13 protein-coding genes and 1 rRNA gene are annotated in these 18,147 nt (G+C 41.7%); 5 read left to right on the top strand and 9 right to left on the bottom strand.

The window, feature by feature from the left end; all coding sequences use genetic code 11:
- Window positions 1-125 (bottom strand): 16S ribosomal RNA (locus tag G4P69_RS19910); the annotation flags it as partial.
- A 700-nt stretch (window positions 126-825) separates the two neighbouring features.
- Between G4P69_RS19910 and G4P69_RS19915 the strand changes: the two genes are divergently transcribed.
- Window positions 826-1,209 carry a RidA family protein gene (locus tag G4P69_RS19915; protein ID WP_208342205.1) on the top strand — a complete coding sequence of 128 codons (384 nt, stop codon included), beginning with the start codon at window positions 826-828 and terminating at the stop codon, window positions 1,207-1,209.
- 162 nt (window positions 1,210-1,371) lie between these two features.
- Here G4P69_RS19915 and G4P69_RS19920 read toward each other — a convergent pair whose 3' ends face one another.
- The 5 genes from G4P69_RS19920 to G4P69_RS19940 all read right to left on the bottom strand — a co-directional run bounded on the left by G4P69_RS19920 (window position 1,372) and on the right by G4P69_RS19940 (window position 11,046).
- Complete coding sequence (locus tag G4P69_RS19920; RefSeq protein ID WP_208342203.1) at window positions 1,372-2,028, bottom strand: DUF2301 domain-containing membrane protein; 657 nt, start codon at window positions 2,026-2,028, stop codon at window positions 1,372-1,374.
- A gap of 94 nt (window positions 2,029-2,122) precedes the next feature.
- Window positions 2,123-3,490 (bottom strand): sensor histidine kinase, encoded by a 1,368-nt coding sequence (locus tag G4P69_RS19925; protein WP_208342202.1) that lies wholly within the window; start codon window positions 3,488-3,490, stop codon window positions 2,123-2,125.
- A 37-nt stretch (window positions 3,491-3,527) separates the two neighbouring features.
- Window positions 3,528-6,773: an efflux RND transporter permease subunit gene (locus G4P69_RS19930; protein WP_208342201.1), complete on the bottom strand. Its 3,246-nt coding sequence runs from the start codon at window positions 6,771-6,773 to the stop codon at window positions 3,528-3,530.
- A 58-nt stretch (window positions 6,774-6,831) separates the two neighbouring features.
- Window positions 6,832-8,196, bottom strand: coding sequence for an efflux RND transporter periplasmic adaptor subunit (locus G4P69_RS19935; RefSeq protein WP_208342200.1), 1,365 nt, complete (start codon window positions 8,194-8,196; stop codon window positions 6,832-6,834).
- Between the two features lie 18 nt (window positions 8,197-8,214).
- Window positions 8,215-11,046 (bottom strand): cation-translocating P-type ATPase, encoded by a 2,832-nt coding sequence (locus tag G4P69_RS19940; RefSeq protein WP_208342199.1) that lies wholly within the window; start codon window positions 11,044-11,046, stop codon window positions 8,215-8,217.
- Between the two features lie 507 nt (window positions 11,047-11,553).
- Here G4P69_RS19940 and iscB point away from each other — a divergent pair.
- Window positions 11,554-12,876, top strand: coding sequence for an RNA-guided endonuclease IscB (gene iscB, locus G4P69_RS19945; RefSeq protein ID WP_208342198.1), 1,323 nt, complete (start codon window positions 11,554-11,556; stop codon window positions 12,874-12,876).
- Window positions 12,877-12,947: 71 nt separating this feature from the next.
- On the opposite strand, the gene G4P69_RS19950 is transcribed toward iscB, so the two are convergent.
- On the bottom strand, window positions 12,948-13,634 hold the full coding sequence (locus tag G4P69_RS19950) for a protein kinase family protein (protein ID WP_208342196.1): 687 nt from the start codon (window positions 13,632-13,634) through the stop codon (window positions 12,948-12,950).
- Between the two features lie 271 nt (window positions 13,635-13,905).
- Between G4P69_RS19950 and G4P69_RS19955 the strand changes: the two genes are divergently transcribed.
- Window positions 13,906-14,589, top strand: a complete 684-nt coding sequence (locus G4P69_RS19955) for a response regulator transcription factor (protein ID WP_208342195.1) — start codon at window positions 13,906-13,908, stop codon at window positions 14,587-14,589.
- Between the two features lie 18 nt (window positions 14,590-14,607).
- On the opposite strand, the gene G4P69_RS19960 is transcribed toward G4P69_RS19955, so the two are convergent.
- A complete protein-coding gene (locus G4P69_RS19960; RefSeq protein WP_208342194.1) occupies window positions 14,608-15,441 on the bottom strand; it encodes an SAM hydrolase/SAM-dependent halogenase family protein in 834 nt (277 codons plus the stop codon).
- A 105-nt stretch (window positions 15,442-15,546) separates the two neighbouring features.
- On the opposite strand from G4P69_RS19960, the gene pirA reads away from it, so the two are divergent.
- Window positions 15,547-15,702 carry an arginine synthesis PII-interacting regulator PirA gene (gene pirA, locus G4P69_RS19965; protein WP_208342193.1) on the top strand — a complete coding sequence of 52 codons (156 nt, stop codon included), beginning with the start codon at window positions 15,547-15,549 and terminating at the stop codon, window positions 15,700-15,702.
- 159 nt (window positions 15,703-15,861) lie between these two features.
- Entirely contained in the window at window positions 15,862-17,592 is a 1,731-nt protein-coding gene (locus G4P69_RS19970; RefSeq protein ID WP_208342192.1) for an alkaline phosphatase D family protein, read from the top strand.
- Window positions 17,593-17,612: 20 nt separating this feature from the next.
- Here the strand turns inward: G4P69_RS19970 and G4P69_RS19975 are convergent, their stop codons facing one another.
- Window positions 17,613-18,053 (bottom strand): DUF2127 domain-containing protein, encoded by a 441-nt coding sequence (locus tag G4P69_RS19975; protein WP_208342191.1) that lies wholly within the window; start codon window positions 18,051-18,053, stop codon window positions 17,613-17,615.
- Window positions 18,054-18,147: the final 94 nt, after the last annotated feature.

Consider the following 18,147-nt stretch of genomic DNA (forward strand, 5'->3'; position numbering starts at 1 on the left):
ATCTAAAGACAGATTCTCACGCGTTACTCACCCGTCCGCCACTAACCCCGAAGGGTCCGTTCGACTTGCATGTGTTAAGCATACCGCCAGCGTTCATCCTGAGCCAGGATCAAACTCTCCGTTTTGATTCTGATTCTAAGGTTCAGAACGAACAAATGCGATTAATCGCCCTTGTACAATTCTTGAATCCTCTGTTATGATTTTGTTTGAGTCTTAGGGCTAACCCGTTCGACTAAATTTACTTGACGAGGATTGGTCGTTTATAAGCTTTCAAACTATTGATTTGTCTCGGTTCGGCTTGCCGTTTCATTCGGCACTTCAATCAATATAGCAAACCTAAATAGGTTCGTCAAGGGTTTTGGAAAAAAATTTTCAAAATATTTTTTCTGGGCTTCTGGTAAGGCTTTCAGGAATTTTCTGCACCAAAACGGGTACTCTAGGCTTGACTTAATCTGAAAAAAGACTCCTCAAGCCATCTCAAGGGGAGTTTTCTGTAGGGGCAGTTAGGCTTTCATGCATTATCCGTGCTGCTTGTAAACGTGCTACAGTCCTTTACGTTGTAGGGGGTCAATAGCCTGAGCCTTAGTTTCAGGCTCGCTCCCCCGTACAAAAATCAGATTAGGACTTACGCATTGACAAGGAGACCCACATATGGGGTATAGATTTCAAGCCTTTAAACTTGATTTTTCGGCACTTTTTTGGCGATCTCTATTATCCCTCAGATCATTGTTTAAAGCCTGAAACGACGAATTTTCGTTAATGCACAAGATGATTCGTTTGTACAGTGCGTAAGTCCTACAGATGTAAGTGAAGGAGAAATAAAAAATGAACCGTCGTCTAATTTCCTCTGGTTCATCTTTTGAGAGAGATATCGGTTACTCTAGAGCTGTCGTGGATGGGGATTGGGTTTTTGTTTCTGGGACAACTGGCTTTAACTACGACACGATGACTATCTCAGATGATGTCGTTGAACAGGCGGTTCAGTGCTTCAAAAATATCCAAGCTGCACTAGCACAAGCAGGATGTACTATGAAAGATGTAGTGCGAGTTCGCTACATACTCCCCTTGCGAGAGGATTTTGAATCTTGCTTTCCAGTACTCCATCAATATTTAGGCGACATCAGACCCGCAGCGACTATGATTGTTGCAGGATTAGCAGATCCTAGAATGAGAATAGAAGTTGAAGTAACAGCTCACCGTGCTGAGTAAGGGAGCATCCGAAATTTTGCAAAAAAATGGTAGTGGGAGCATCTTGCTCCTTAGTTTATTCCTGAAGCGGGCAAGATGCCCGCACTACAAAATAAAATAAATTTACACATTTGGTATGAGACGCCAAGGAACGAACAAACCTTGACAACGCAAGGTTTTTTGTCAAGGTTTTACAGAACGCTGCTGTTTCAAATAAGTAAATACAGACTTATCTCCTATATCTGCTGGAATTCCTTGTACAGCTTTACGTAGGGCAAACACCATAAATAAAATTGCCCACAATCCTAGCAGTACCTGCTCCCACTGAAGCGATCGCACTCCTACTAAATGTCCTAATAGTAGTAACGGCACTATAAATGCCAACAACTTGGTTTCTAGGCGGTTAAAGCAGAATGCTTCTTTAAAATAGATTCCTGTTAAAGCAACAAATGTAAAACCTATACCCAGTAAGGTAATTGGTTGAGTGTAAACGGTAAGAGCTAAAGGTTCGCTGCTGTTGAGGGCTATTACAATCGAAGCAAGGGTACCGAGAGCCCAGCAAACTTGTAGGAGCCGGTGCAGCGACACCATATATATGTGAATAGTAAGTAAACTCACACCCAAAGCAAGACTAAAACAGGCATATAAAGGTGTTAGAAACTGGACAGAGCTTGAGTCATTCTTGAGCAAAACCAATAAACTGCCGATCGCAAAGCTAACCGCCGCTACCATTAAAGCTGCACGATAGATAATTACACCAGTGCGATCGTCCTGATTTATGGTAAAGTCCCCAAACTGACCTTGATAAATTATGGGTTGAGGTTCTTGTAGTTGAGTCATAGTTGGTTATCATCGCTATCTTATATAGATCTTAAGCTCATTCCACCTGCTGAAGTTGGATGTGGCATTAATTATCATTGGCTATTTTTCCCATCTACTTAGTTGGCAGCGGAATTCTGACTGTGAAGGTTGTACCAATTCCCTCTTGACTCTCTACAGAAATTTCTCCCTGATGGATATCTAGACACTTTTTAACGACTGCTAGCCCTAATCCGACACCAACAATATCTCTGACGTTGTAGCTACGATGAAAAGGCTCATATAGTTGTTGTTGAAATTCCTCTGGAATGCCAATGCCTTCATCTTTAATTTGAAAGCTCACAACTTCGGCTTCACAGCTTAAAACGAAATAGATATTTCCCCCATTAGGCGAGTACTTAATTGCGTTAGAAAGCAGATTACTAAGAATCGAGTATAATAATTTTTCATCTAATTCTGCGCGAGTACATCCATCATCACTAAGAAATTTAATTTCATGCCTATTGTTGCTACCCAAATGAATATCTTCTACTAAATTGAGACAAAAAGCTTCCAGATCTACAAGTTCTCGGTTGCATTCTAACTTGCCAGCTTCTGCTCTTTCTATTGTAAGGATATCTGATAGTAACTTAGTCATTAACTTAGCAGAAGATTGAATACGTTCTAAATTTTTAAGGCGCTTTGACTGTGTCCATTGCTCACTATTTTCTGCTAGTAATTGAGCCGAGCCTAAAATAATACTCAAAGGGGTACGAAATTCATGGGAAACCATTGAAAAAAAACGCAGCTTGAGATCACTTAGTTCTTTCTCTTGGGATAAATGAATCTGAAGAGTTTCTGCTTTATGCCGTTTCACCATTTGTCTATAAAGCAAGGCATAGACTCCAAAAAGAATTGCAAAGCTCAAAAAGATACTTAAGAATTCTATAAAAATTCTAGAGCGTATATTATGTTCTGATTTTTTAACCCATAACTCTAATAACTTTTCTTCTTCTGCTTGCATTTGGATGATGAGCATTCTGATTTGGTCTCGGCTTCTTTTACTCCTAACTATCAAAGGATATTGGTTTTGTGCAGTTGATTGACCAGCCTTATACACATCAATAGACTGCTTAAATAGGATTTGTTTTTGTGAAATTAAGGATTGTAAAGTTGCAAGCCGTTGCTGTTGGCTTGTATTTCCAGCATTCAGTTGTTTCAGTATTTTTATTTTGGGAGAAATACTTTCAATGGCTGCATTATAGCGTTTTAATTCTGACTCATCTTTGAATAGAGTATAACTAAGGAGGTTCGATTCAGAATCAGTTAAAGTCGCATGAATATCTGTCAGATTCTTGAGTACTTCATGGGTGTGCTTCACTTTGTCGGCATTTTGAATTAATTTAATTGCATTTTGGTAAGAGATCATGCTGTCAATGCCTATGAGTAGCAATGCCAAACCAAAGCCGAACACATTCCATTTTCCAACAAGAGACCACTTCATGAAAAATTCAGTTTCAAACAGGCAACAATTATGGAGTTTATAGGTAACCTTTCTTGAGTCTAGCCAGCTTGGATAAAGTAGGCTTTATCCAATTGAAGCGTAATATATTATGCAGCAACGTGTACAAACATGGGATGATAAATAAAGTCAGAAGCGTGGCGATCGCCATTCCAAAGAAAACAACAATTCCAAGCGGTTGCAAAAACTCTGAACCTTCCCCAATACCCAAGGCTAGCGGAAATAGTCCCAATATAGTAGTCACCGTCGTCATCATAATAGGACGCAGACGCTCTTTAGCAGCCCTAACAATGGCGATTTCACGTGCACAACCTTCCTCTTCCCGGATTTGGTTTGCCAGTTCCACCATTAAAATCCCAGCATTCACCACAATACCTACTAATAACACAGCACCGACTATGACAGTTGCGCCAAGCGCTGTTTTCGTAATATAAAGTCCAAAAATTCCTCCAGCCAATGCTAGTGGTACTGTAAACATAATAACCAACGGGTCAATCAGCGAGTTATATTGCACAGCCATAACCACAAAGATGAGGAACGTTGCTAACCCTCCTAAAGTTATGACAGAGTTTTGTAACTGCTTAGTTGTTTGTTCGGCAGAACTTGGCAAAATAGAAACCCCATCAGGTAACTTTATACCTTTAAGTACCTCATTCACCTGGGCTATAGCTTCACCCAGAGTCGCTCCCTCGGTAAGATTACCTGCAATAATAAAAGCTTGACGCTGTTGAATTCGTTGGATTTCTCCTGGAGCTTGACCTTCTTCAATACGCGCAACATCCGAAAGGCGTATTTGTTGATTGTTATTTGTAAATAAAGGTAATAATTCAAGCTGAGAAGGACGCTCTATTGCCTCTTGATTCAACTCCACCCGTACATCTACTAAACGGTTACCACGTTGAATTTGCGTAGGAACTGAGCCTTCAATCGCTGTTTGAATTGTCTCACCAATTTGCTGCGCTGTCAGCCCCAAAGCAGCTACTCTTTCCCAGTCAGGATGGATTTGTACTTCTGGTTGACGAGGATCAGCATCAGGTCGAAATCTAGCTAGTGTGACTTTTTCCTCTAAGGCTTGTTGTACTTGCCTTCCTGCCTGCTGTAACTTTTGATTATCGTTACCTTGTAAAATCACGTCAATTTCTGAACCTTGGGCTGGGGTATTCGTCAAGATTAAACCCCGTACTTGCCCCGGACTAAGGCGAAGTAAAATTCCTGCTAAATTCAGTTTATTAAATTCCTGGGTTGCCCGCTTGACAAACCTCTCAACATCTGTATCTGGTTTAAGAGTGATTGTGCTATTAGCGCGTAAAGGATTTTCTGTCGTATTACTGCCAAATAAAAAGCCGCCTACAGTTGTAAAAACATAATCAGTTTCTGGTTGTTTCTGTAAGATGTCATCCACAACCTGCATAACTTTCTGAGACGTTTCCAAAGGTGTACCTGGAGGAAACTGGACTCTTAAATTCGCTTGCCCAGTATTGATCCGTGGTAAGATTTCTTGCGGAATTTGACTTGCCATGAACAAGGTACTACCGCCCAGAATGAAAAAAGTTATGATGACGACAAGCAATCTATAGCGTAAAACCTTAGTTAAAAACCTGCTATATACGTTTGTCGCATCTTCAAAACGTCGATTAAACTGTTGTAATAGCCATAACTCACTCACTCGACTAGACCAAGGAATGGCTAAAAGTCGAGATGTCAGCATCGGTACCACTGTGATAGCAACAACAAGAGAAGCTGCAATTGCAAAGCTAATACTGAGAATCAGTTCATTAAATAGCAGTGAGATAAAACCGCCAATCAACAAAAATGGTACTACTGAAACCAAGTTGGCTGCAGTAGCTGCAACTAAAGCAGATTCTACTTCTTGAGAAGACGCGATCGCCGTCGCCATAAAAAATTCTCGATGAACTCTCTGCTTCCTTACCTTTTTCTGGTTGGGAGTCATACCTGTTTTTTCAGCAATATTCTCCAAAATCACTACTGACGTATCAATTGCTTGACCAATTCCTAAAGTTAGCCCAGCTAAGCTAAACACATTTAAGGTTAAACCGAACAACTTCATCAACGCGATCGCCGACAGAGTACACAGTGGAATTGCCAAACTGATAATTAATGTTTGCCTGAATGACCCCAAAAATAACAATACCGCCGCCGCAGCCAATAATGCTCCAGAAAAAGCTGAAAAAATCACATCATTTAAAGAATTACGGATGAAGCGAGATTCATCTGTAGTTGGTGTCAAAATCATGTCAGATGGAATCAAGCCGGATTGGCGCAATTGTTCAATTCGCCGCTTGACTCCGTCGACAACTGTAATTGTATTAGCATCAGGTTGCTTTTGAATCGAAACTTTTACAGATGGTTGACGGTTCAAGTAAACAAATACTCTCTGTTCTTCTGTACCGTCTATGACTTCAGCAAAGTCTCGTAGATAAACACGACGGGGTGACAACGAATTGTTATTCGATGTATCACCGTTGGTTGAAGAAGCAACTGTAAAAGATAGGTTTTCTATTTCCTTAGCATCTCGAAATCTTCCCACAGTGCGGGTTAACGGTTCAGAATTTTGACCTAAAATCCGACCCCCAGATATATCCTTGTTACGCGCTGTAAGTTCATTAAGTACATTAGTTATACCAACACCAAGTGCCTGCAAACGCTTTAAGTCAACAAGCACTCGCACTTCTTCTTCAGCAGCACCAGAGACATCCACTGCAGCAATCCCAGGTACAACGCTCAGTTCGCGGGATAATTCTTCGTCGGCAAATACCCGTAAATCTTTACCTTGTAAAGAGGAGGATGTTATTGCTAACTCGTAAATTGGCTGTTGAGAAGGATCAAATTTAAATATACGCGGTTCTTCTATAGTATCTGGTAGTTGCCCTCTACCTCTGTTAAAAGCCGCTGTAGCATCGTTTAAAGCTTGGTCAATATTTCCGCCTGGTTGGAAAAATAAATCAATACTAACTTGTCCCTCACGAGTACGAGAAGAAACTTGTACAACATTCTCTGTGGCTGATAAAGCTTCTTCTAAGGGTCTAGTAATTTCATCTACTGCAACTTCTGGTGATACACCAGGCGCTTCTAACCGAACACCGATTCGCGGATAGGTAATCGATGGCAGTAAATCTACTTGTATTGTTGAGCCAAGATATATACCAACCACAATTACCGCCACAGTCAGCATAAGTGTGGCAATATGCTGGCGGATCGAAATGGCACTAATACTAAAACCGCCACCTTGCTTTACCTCCTGCATCGAGATTGCCCCTTTAATATTGATTGAAAATCCGAGACTTTAGAAAGAGATCTGCCCATCAGGAATTTGATTCTGAAAGAATCGACAGACGTACGCGATCGCCATCTTGTAACGGCTTACCACTACGGGTAACAAATCTCTCTCCTGTTTGCAAGCCAGATAAAATTTCCACTTTGCCATCAGCTCTTTCTCCAAGCCTCACGGATCTAGCTTTAACTGCTGTCTTACCCTCTGTTTGTGTGACAACAAACACTCTCCCCTGACTATTTTGCAAGGAGGAGGTATTACTGCCTTGCCCTTGCCCACCCAGTTGTTGAATAGCAATCTCAGGTACTATAACCCGCTGTTGGGCTTGAGAGTTAAAGTTAACTCGTGCCAACAAGCCACTTCCAATTTTTCCTTGACTGTTAGAAATCATCACCTCCACTGGTACTAAGCGAGCCGTTGCATCAGCATCTGGGGAAATACGTATAACTTTTCCTACATATGTTTGGTTGGGCAATGCATCTAACCGTACTTGAACAGACTGCCCTAAGCGAACGTTTGATAGTTCCTTTTCCGAAACTTGAAGCAGAACTTTTACACTGCGGAAGTCACCAATTCTCAAGACTTCATTACCTGGTTGAAGAAGGTTCCCTGGCTCTGTTGACTTTGCTAGAACCACGCCAGTAATTGGAGAAGTTAACTGAGCATAGGATCTACGTTCCTTGGCTTGTGCAATGACTGATTTTTGAACAGTTAATCTATTTTGAGCAGCACGAACAGCTTGCTGTTGTGTACGGACTCTTTCTTGAGCAGCGCGTACAGCCTGATCTGCTGTAAGACTCTCAGTACGTGCTTTTTCAGCTGTTTGTAGTGAAATTGCTCCTTGCTTCGAGAGTAGTTGCTGTCGTTGTGAGTCGGCTTCTGCTTGCACCTGTATAAGCCGCAGTCGTTCCACCTCCACACGAGCATTACTCACTTGCGCGATCGCCTGCGCTACTTCTGAGTTGAGCGTTGCTAGTTGTGCTTCTGCTTGATTTAATGCTGTTTTAAGCAAAGCATCATCTAACTGACCAATGAGTTGTCCATATTTAACCGCGTCGCCAACATCTACATTTAAACTCAACAACTGTCCTTCAGCTTGCGATCGCAGTGAAACAGTGCGGAATGGAACAGTAGTTCCTATATATTGTGGCTGTTGTCGCAATAAACCAGTGCGTGCGATCACCGCATCAACAGGTTTTACGTTATCTGCTTGTTGCACTTTACTAGAACTCTGAGATTGAGCTTCAGCTGCTCCTTTGGAAAGAGAACCGCAACCTACACTTAGTAGTCCTATGCTCAGTACATAAGCGATTAAAGTTTTCTTTTTGTAGACAAAAGTTTTCAGTGCACAAATTTGGTAGAGTACTTTAAAATTTCGATTCCCTGCAAAAATCATCTTATTTTGCTCTTGAGGTTAACCTCGATTCTTGTACCAACGAATGAATAGCTTCTCACATTCAATCCAAACAAACATCAAAGCACTAAAACCAACGCAAATAGCCAATTCAACTGGACTAAGCCAGTGGGTACCGAAAAAATTTCGCATAGGTTCAATGTAAACTAGCATCAACTGTAAAATTATTGTCAACGTTACTGCAGCAATCAAATAAGGGTTAGAAAAGGGGTTTAACTCCAAGGATAGCTGCCTATGCGATCGCACAGCTAAAGCGTGACCCATTTGTGCTAAACATAAGCTAGTGAAAACCATCGTCTTCCAAGCGTCTTTATCGCCTTGATATCCGGCTGCATGAGTATGATTATATGCCCACCACATTAAAGCAATGGTAATAATGGCAAAGATCACTCCAGTGCGGAATATGTAAGATCCCAACCCCCTGGAAAAAATACTCTCACGAGGACTAAAGGGAGGTTGTCGCATCACATCTGGTTCAGCAGGTTCTACAGCCAAAGCCAAGGCTGGTAAACCATCTGTAACTAGATTCATCCACAAAATTTGTAAAGGCGCGAGAGGAACACCACCCAAACCCATAAGTGGTGCAGCAGCTATCGTTAAAACTTCTCCAACATTGCTGCCCAAAATATATTTGATAAAGCGACGGATATTCGCGTAAACAACTCTTCCTTCCTCAACTGCAGCAACAATAGTGGCAAAGTTGTCATTTAGCAATACCATGTCGCTGGCTTCTTTACTTACATCAGTACCCGTAATACCCATGGCAATACCAATGTCAGCTTGTTTCAAGGCTGGAGCATCATTAACGCCGTCTCCAGTCATGGCAACAAGCTTACCGCGCTTCTGAAGAGCTTGCACTATTCGCAGTTTGTGTTCTGGTGCAACACGAGCAAAAACAGTTACTTGGTCTACTTGTTGCTCTAGTTCTCGTTGACTCAATTGCTGCAAATCTTGACCAGTGAGAACATTATCTCCTAAGTTGGCAATACCTAATTGACTGGCGATCGCCATAGCTGTCAAATGGTGATCTCCGGTGATCATCACTGTCCGAATCCCCGCTTGCTGACAGAGGCTCACGGCTGATTTCGCCTCAAGTCGTGGCGCGTCTAGCATTCCCACTAACCCCAACCATACCAAATTTTGCTCTGTGGCTTCATCTTCTTCTGGTAAAGGTAAAGTTTCCAAAGGTTTGCAAGCAACACCCAATACACGCAAACCATTAGCTGCCATTTGGTTATTTTGCTTCAGGATACTCGCTCGTTGCTCTTTCGTCATAGGTTCAGTACCATGACCTAGTTTGTAACGAGTGGAACGTTCTAAAATGATTTCTGCCGAGCCTTTTGTAAACATAACGTAAGGGCTTTCCCAGTCCCTAGCCTCTGTTTCACAAATTGTACTCATCCGCTTACGCTCAGAAGAAAATGGAAATTCTGCAACACGAGGGAGCCAACGACTGAGCGGATCTTTGTCCACACCTTTCTTAGCTCCAAGTACGATCAGTGCTCCCTCTGTTGGATCTCCCAGAACACTCCACTCATTATTCTCATACTGCAACACAGAATCATTACAAAGTACGCAAGCGATCAGCAATTGGACTAGTTCTGGCTCTTGATCTGCAAGCAGCGCGGAGATTGGTGCTGACTTTAAAGTTTCGCTAGTAATCGAGTCAGAGGAACCTGAAACTTTTGGCTCAGTCAAGAATTCCCCGATAGGAACATAACCGTCGCCAGTTACATGGAATGTATAACTTGGCGTGTCAACTTCTTGGACAACCATTTTGTTTTGGGTGAGGGTGCCAGTTTTATCCGAGCAGATGGTGTTAATACTCCCGAGTGTTTCGACAGCTGGCAGTTTACGAATAAGCGCTTGACGACGCACCATCCTTTGCGTTGAAAGCGCTAGGGTAAAGGTAATAACAGCAGGTAAGCTCTCTGGTACGATCGCAACGGCAATACTCAGGGACACTTCTAATAAGTCTTCGAGCTGACTTAAGCCGAGAGTGAAAGTACCACCTATGACGACGATAGCAACCAAGACTAGCGAACCCATGACTAAAACGTTACCCAGTTGGGATAGCCTTTTTTGCAAGGGGGTAGGCTCAGTTTCCACAGACTGAAGCATGGCGGCAATTCGCCCTAGTTCTGTCTGCATCCCAGTACTAGTTACAATAAATTTGCCTCGTCCAATGAGAACTTCAGTTCCTTGAAATACCATGTTTTGGCGATCGCCTAACGGTGTCTCGGAACTTAGGACTAAGTCTGCTTGCTTATTGACCGCAGCAGCTTCGCCAGTTAGTGTCGATTCCCTAATTTGCAGGTTAGATTCTTCGATTAAGCGACCATCTGCTGCAATTTGCACTCCAGCTTCCAGAAACATTACATCTCCTGGTACTAGGTTGGAGGCTGGTACCTCAACTAGTTTGCCGTTGCGCACAACTTTCACTATCGGAGCTGCTAGACGCTTAAGAGCAGCGAGAGCTTTTTCGGCTCGGCTTTCTTGAAGATAGCCCAGTACCCCATTGAGGATGACTATAGAAAAAATAGCGATCGCATCTTTAGGAAACTGGTTTGTTCGTAGATCGAGAATGGCAGAAATTACGGCAACCGAGATCAGCATCAACAACATGATATTCGTGAACTGATCTAGTAAAATAGTCCAAGCACTGCGATCGCCTGTTGTCTCTAGTTCATTAGTACCATACTGCTCTAGGCGATGTTCTACTTCTTCGGAGGTTAAACCATCAACTGCATCACTCTCAAGCAATAACAGTGTGTGTTCCACGTCCAAAGAATACCAAGCTGTTGTTGACGAAGTATTAGAATTAGAAGACATAGCCGGATTCTGGGGAACTTTAGTGCGTCGATTGTTTCGTAAATTGCTGAGTAACAAGGGTTACAACTCCTATGAGATTGGTGAACGCAACTTTCGGGAAATGTTTCTTGAGATTACTATTGCTTGATATTTCATTGAGAAGATTTGTGAAAATTAACGATATCTTGAAGCTAACTAAAACAAGTTGAAAAATCGGGAATTAATCGGGTAAAAATCGGGTAGTAAGGCAAGTCTTATGCGTTTGTTTAGAGAAGAACCGTTTTGGTCAGTACCCCGACCTGAAGGACGGGGCTTCATGCCTCCCCTTTAAGGATAGCTGACCCGTCTAAGTGTTTCGTACACTACGTTACCGGTAAGCGTTTATGCTCCTACCTACAGATACGCAGCCAGTCTGTAGCTCTAGAACCAAACAGCTAAACAGGTTTATAGGGTTAAGCCAGTGTTGTTTGGAAAGTACCGACCAGTAACTTTGACAAGGCTAACATCACCCAGTAATGGAGGGACATTGTGTCCAAAGTACTAGTAATTGATACCGACAAAAAACCATTAAATCCAATTCATCCTGCTACAGCACGACAACTTTTAAATAACGGTAAAGCAGCTATTTATAGGCGCTTTCCTTTCACAATCATGCTCAAGAAATCATGTCAGTTAGATGTGGTTGTTGAACCGTTAAGAATCAAGATAGACCCAGGAAGTAAAACAACTGGTTTTGCACTGGTTAACGATTCAACAGGAGAGGTTGTATGGGCGGCTGAACTTCAGCACCGAGGTTTTGCAATAAAGGAATCCTTGAACTCTCGTCGTGCTATTCGGCGTGGTCGCAGAAACCGCAAAACCCGTTATCGTCAACCACCAAAACACGAATGGTTTAGGAAAGGTAACAAACAACCTTGTCCTAAACAACGTAGAGAAGGATGGTTGCCACCTAGTCTTATGAGTCGTGTTCATAATATCGAAACCTGGGTCAAGCGACTACGCAAATTTGCTAACATCACCGCTATATCTCAAGAATTAGTTAGGTTTGACACTCAATTAATGCAAAACCCAGATATTCAAGGCAAGGAATATCAACAAGGAACACTCGCAGGCTATGAAACACGCGAGTACTTACTTGAAAAGTGGGGTAGACAATGCGCTTATTGTGGGGTCAAAGATGTTCCTTTGCAGGTAGAACACATTCATCCAAAAGCAAAAGGAGGAACGAATAGAATATCAAATCTCACTCTAAGTTGTGAAAAATGCAACCTCAAAAAAGGAACACAAGATATTAAGGAATTCTTGAAAAAGGATCCGAAACGGTTTACTGAAATTGAAGCGCAAGCTAAGAAACCATTAGTGGATACTGCTGCTGTTAATGCAACTAGATTTAGATTACTAGAAACATTAAAAGCTCTTGGACTCCCAGTAGAAACAGGTAGTGGTGGATTAACCAAGTTCAACAGAACCACCCAAAGCCTTGATAAGACCCATTGGATAGATGCGGCTTGTGTTGGCAAATCAACTCCTAACAAACTTTGGGTTAATGGTGTTAAACCACTGTTAATTAAAGCTGCTGGTCACGGTACTCGCCAATCATGTAGAACGGATAAGCATGGGTTTCCTATTCGTCATTGTGCAAGAGAGAAAATCCACTTTGGTTTTACAACTGGTGACATCGTTAAAGCTGTTGTCACAAAAGGGAAGAAAGTAGGAATTTACACCGGGAGGATCGCCACTCGTGCTACTGGTAGCTTTAATATTTCAACCAAAAACGGGTTAATTGAAGGAATTTCTTACAAATACTGCAAAACCATTCATCGAAAAGATGGGTATGGTTGTGCCGTTTGACAATTGTAAAGCCGTCCTAGAAGGACGGGGTTTCTACCCAAATAAACTGATGAACTCAAGAGGAAATCTTTTCATCTTCTGGAGCCAAATCTCATAATTCGGGAGTAGATGGTTTTGAACAACTTGCTTAAGCGGTAAGTGGTACGGACAAAATCCAAGACAAAGTAAGGCACCCGTAACCGCAATCGAGATAGCAAGGGAGTGTATAGCCAATAGTATGCCTTCTTTAAGTCATCCCACTTTGAGCAAGTTTCTTTATGGAGAAAATCCGAGACATCTACGACTAGACCCCGATTTTCCTGCATCATTACGTTACGACCATGAACATCATGCGGATAAAGACCACGCTCACGTGCGTAGTTCAAAGCTTGATCAATATCCAGAATTACCTGTTTTGGGATTCGTAGACCAAGGTGCATGCAGTCATAGAGAGTCACTCCATATAATCGCTTTAAGATTAAGAAGCTCTCTTTAGCATAAAAACACTCCGAGAAAGCGGGATGGGAACCTAAACGGCGATAAACTTCTACCTCCTCCCTAAAACCTGGGCGTCCAGGTGCGTAAATTTTCACGACTTGGTCTGGGTAGTCAGGGTGATACACAACCGCTGCGTAGTTACCTGCTCCAACAAGCTTCCAAGGCTCGGGGATATAGTGAACTTTTACGGGATTATGGGGATTGACGCTCTCTATTTCTATCTGAGGAAGTAGATCTTGGTGAACACTTGCAATGAGCCGACTTATGTATGAATCATTCATATTTTTAATCTTCAAAAAGATGCATGTTCTCTCACAAGATTGTACAGAACTTATGTTGCTACCCGATTTCTCCCCGATCTTTCCCCGATTTTCTAACTTCTTTTATATAACCTTTAGAGGATAGACAATCTGATATTTTTGTTATGGTTAACATCTTCTAATTCTTGCTCTATCTTAATCAGTCACTTTGTTGGCAAGTTTGACTCTTGTTGCTTTTGTTAATATCTGAACAAAAACAGGAGATAAGTTATTCATACAGTACATATTAGCCATGCGTATATTAATTGTTGAAGATGATGTTCAATTAGCGGAAATGTTGACAGAAGCACTGACAACTCATCAGTATGTAGTGGATGTTGTCAGGGATGGCAAAGAAGCATCTGATTGGGTTGAGTGTTTGGAGTATGACTTGATTGTGCTGGACGTGACGCTACCCAAGCTAGATGGCATAACTTTTTGCAAACAGCTTCGTTATCGTAATGCTACACTTCCTGTTCTGATGCTAACAGCTAGAGATACCATTGCTGACAAGATTATAGGTTTGGATGCAGGAGCAGACGATTACGTCGTCAAGCCTTTTGATCTGCAAGAGTTAATGGCACGACTTCGAGCATTGTTACGTCGAGGGGGTATGGCTGCGACAGCGATCTCAACAATATCTTGGGGGAGTTTGAGCCTGAATCCAAGTACCTACGAAGTTACTTACGAACAACAGCCGCTACACTTGACTCCCAAGGAATATGCTCTATTAGATTTACTGGTTTCTAATGGTCGTCGGGTTTTGAGCCGATCTGGTATTATTGAGCGGATTTGGTCACTGTCAGATCCACCCTCTGAGGAAACTGTTAAGTCTCACATTAAAAGTTTACGAATGAAGCTGAGAGCAGTTGGTGCACCTGAAGACTTGATAGAGACAGTTCATGGACTAGGCTATCGGCTTAAGCAGGTTAGTTAGTTGCTGGGTTTGTTTGTGTTAAGAATTATTAAGGAAAACTTGTACGGGCGTCTCCAACTTGATTTGCAATTGAGTCTCGGCATTACCGCTATTAATGGCAATTTCTATCCAGCCATGACTACCAATTAAAGCGATCGCGTCTCCAGCTTTCACATCACTATAAGTTTCACGTCCTGGAATAGTCAAACCTGGTGCTTGGATGCACCAGGTTTTTCCTTGTACATAAATTCCTGGAATGTTGGTAATCAAGTTTCCGTAGTGATCAATATATTGAATGCAACCTGTCATACCAGTTTCTGTTTGAATGCATTCTGGTATATTTAGCTGTACTAAGGTTGCTGGATCTATTGTTTGTCCTAGCTGTTCAAAAGGGACACCGCTAGCAAGATGAGCTCCTACTGGAGCAAAAATATCCCTTCCATGAAAAGTTGTACTAAGTTGAGATGTTCGCCAGTATTGAGGGTTTGTTAGTTCTACTGCTGCGATCGCCGGACTTTGACTTAGTACCCCACTAAATATGCCATTGTCTGGGCCAATGAGAAACCCTTGAGCAAATTCAACTGCGATCGCTCTTCGTACACCCCCCACACCTGGATCCACTACCGCCACATGAACTGTCCCAACTGGGAAATATGGGTAAGCATTCATTAAGCAAAACCTAGCTGCGGCAATATTTTGCGGCGGAATTTGGTGGGTTAAGTCTACCACAGTTAGCTTGGCGTTGATTTGGGTGATGACTCCTTTCATCACGCCTACATACACGTCGCGATCGCCGAAATCCGTTAACAGGGTCAGGATACCAGCGTACTCAGCTCTTTGATCAGAGCGTTTGTTAAGAAGTTTATCTAACATGAAGTTTACTTTGAATATTATAAAGTTTCTTTTTTCTGTAGCATAAGTAACGAAATCTATGTTATGTTAGGAAAATATAAAAAAGATTACCAGAGGACCGTGATTATGATTACAAATAGGATGGAAGCTGCAAAAAAAGCCCAACAACTGCACCGGCAGAATCTTCAAAGAAGCGTAGAACAGCGCTTACAGGTAGCAAGAGCCAAAGGCGACGAACAACTCATTCGCCAGTTAGAAGCGGAGATGAAGTATATAGGCTAAGAAAGAAATTTGTTGTTCATAGTTTGTTGTGTTTAAACCCGCAGCGGCGGGTTTTCTCTATTTAAGAGGTCATTTAGTGACGTGCTAATCGCCCTTTGGGTAGAGTAATTGACAGAAATTCCAGTATAATCACGGCTAGGTAAAAAATAGAATCAAGCCGTGTTTTTCTTTAACTTACTTAAATTTCCCTATTTACCAGCGCTGTTAACAGCTTTTCTATTAATTTTTTCTTCAAAAACCCAGGCTGCTGTTGTATTCAGTGGAGTAGCTGCTGGTGACGCTACAAACACAAGTGCTATTATTTGGACACGTACGGCAGATTCTGTTAGTCAAAAAGGTACAATAAGTAACTTAACCGTTCAAGTTTCTCTTGATCCAACGTTTCACAAAATTGTATCCTCCTTAAAAGGAGTAACCAGACCAGACCACGACTATACCCTAAAACTTGATATCAAAAATTTAAAGAGTGGCACACAATATTATTACCGTTTTTTAACAGGAGATGGAAAGCTAAGTCCAGTAGGTACATTCAAAACTGCGCCTGCAAAAACTCAGAAAGCAGCTGTTCGTTTTGGTTTTAGCGGTGATGCTGACAGTCAGTGGCGTCCATACCCTTCAACTCAAGATTTTAACAAGCTGAATTTAGACTACTTTGTTTTTCTCGGTGACACAATCTACGAAACCAAGAGCGCTATATCTGAAGCGTGTGCTGATCCCGACAGCAATCCTAAACAAGCTTTAGCAGATTACTACCGTAAATACAGAGAGCAGTTAGAACCCCTAACAGCAGAGGGTTTCTCTAGTTTACAAAGGCTGTTTGCTTCTGGTGGAAATTACACTCTTATCGATAATCATGAACTAGGTAATAAACGATTTATTAATGGAGGTGCACCTGCTAGTAAAGATGCTGATGCGAGCAATCCAGCAAATGATGTTAACACAACTGGCACCTTTATTAATAAAACCGATGGCTTCAAGCTATTGCTGAAAGCATACAACGACTACCAGCCAATTCGAGAAAAAACTATTTCTGCTTCAGGTGATCCTCGGACAGATAAAACACAACAATTGTATTTTGCTCAGCAGTGGGGGGCAAATAGTATTTTCATCAACTTAGATGATCGTTCGTATCGTGATATACGTCTAAAAACCACAATGGGTGCTGACGACACAGGCGTGCGTGCAAATAATCCTAAGCGTACCATGCTAGGTAAAACTCAACTGAGTTGGTTCAAACAAACGCTGTTAAATGCACAACAAAATCATGTACCTTGGAAAATTATTGCTATTTCTTCACCAATTGATGAAACAGGAGATGATGGAGGTAAATCCTGGATTGGTGGATATAGAATAGAACGCAACGAAATATTAAAATTTATTGCTGAAAATAAAATTGATCACGTCGTCTTTCTCTCCACTGATGACCATCAAAATAGAATTAATGAACTCACATACTTTACCGAACCCAATAATCCTAAAACACGTGCTCTCGTTCCTGGTGCTTTCACTATCGTAGCAGGTCCTATTGGTGCTAGTGGTCCTGATAAAGTAACTAACCATAACTTTAACTTTATTAAATTGTTCACAGATGTTCTTGTGAGCCAGCAAAACGCAAAGGGTATTAATCCCTTTGGTTTAGATCCAAAATTGCCAGGACTACAGAACGTTTTTCGTGAAGGTGATCCTCAAGCGAATACACTACGACAGCCCGTAGATTTTTACACACCTGATACCTTTAACTACGTCACTCTCGATATCAGTGCTGATGGGAAAACCTTATCTGTTAATACTTATGGGATTAACTCCTATGCACCCAATACTTTCCCAGAACCAAATAAAGTTGGTTCTGTTCGGCGTATTCTGGGCTTCCAAATAACCATACATTCGTAGAAAAACAAATTCGCCGCAAGCTATTTTTTTGGGAACTCCCGCAGTAGGTAAACAAAAACAGCAATGTTTATTAAAAAAATGACCACCTTTAAAAAAGAAAACTTATGAATTAACTCAAAAATTTCTGCTGGTATGCTGATACCAACGACTCCTAATACCAACCATCTAGCCCAAGCTTTTTCGTACCATAAACCAACAGCTTCAATAGCCGTTACAACAGCATAGACTCCTGCTGCAACACCGCCAAAAAGTACTTTTTTAGTACTTAAGTTAAGAAGTTTTTCTAGAAGTAATGCGATTAAGCCTTGTTTTCCGGCTAATACCAACGACTCCCAAAGCTCCTCAAGATCTGGCTGATGCTTAACTGACACTAAGAGTGCTATGGAAACAATAGTTAGTAATGTAGCTGTAAAAATCTTGTATATAACGATCGCGACTAGCCCTGAAGGACGCTTGCTCATTTATTTTCTAAAATCCCCTGTAAAGTCTTGTTTTGTATGGGTTACGAAGCAAGCAAAGTATACTATTTTTCTGACCAGACTAGAGTTCGTGGAT

Source organism: Aetokthonos hydrillicola CCALA 1050, from assembly GCF_017591665.1.
Lineage (GTDB): Bacteria > Cyanobacteriota > Cyanobacteriia > Cyanobacteriales > Nostocaceae > Aetokthonos > Aetokthonos hydrillicola.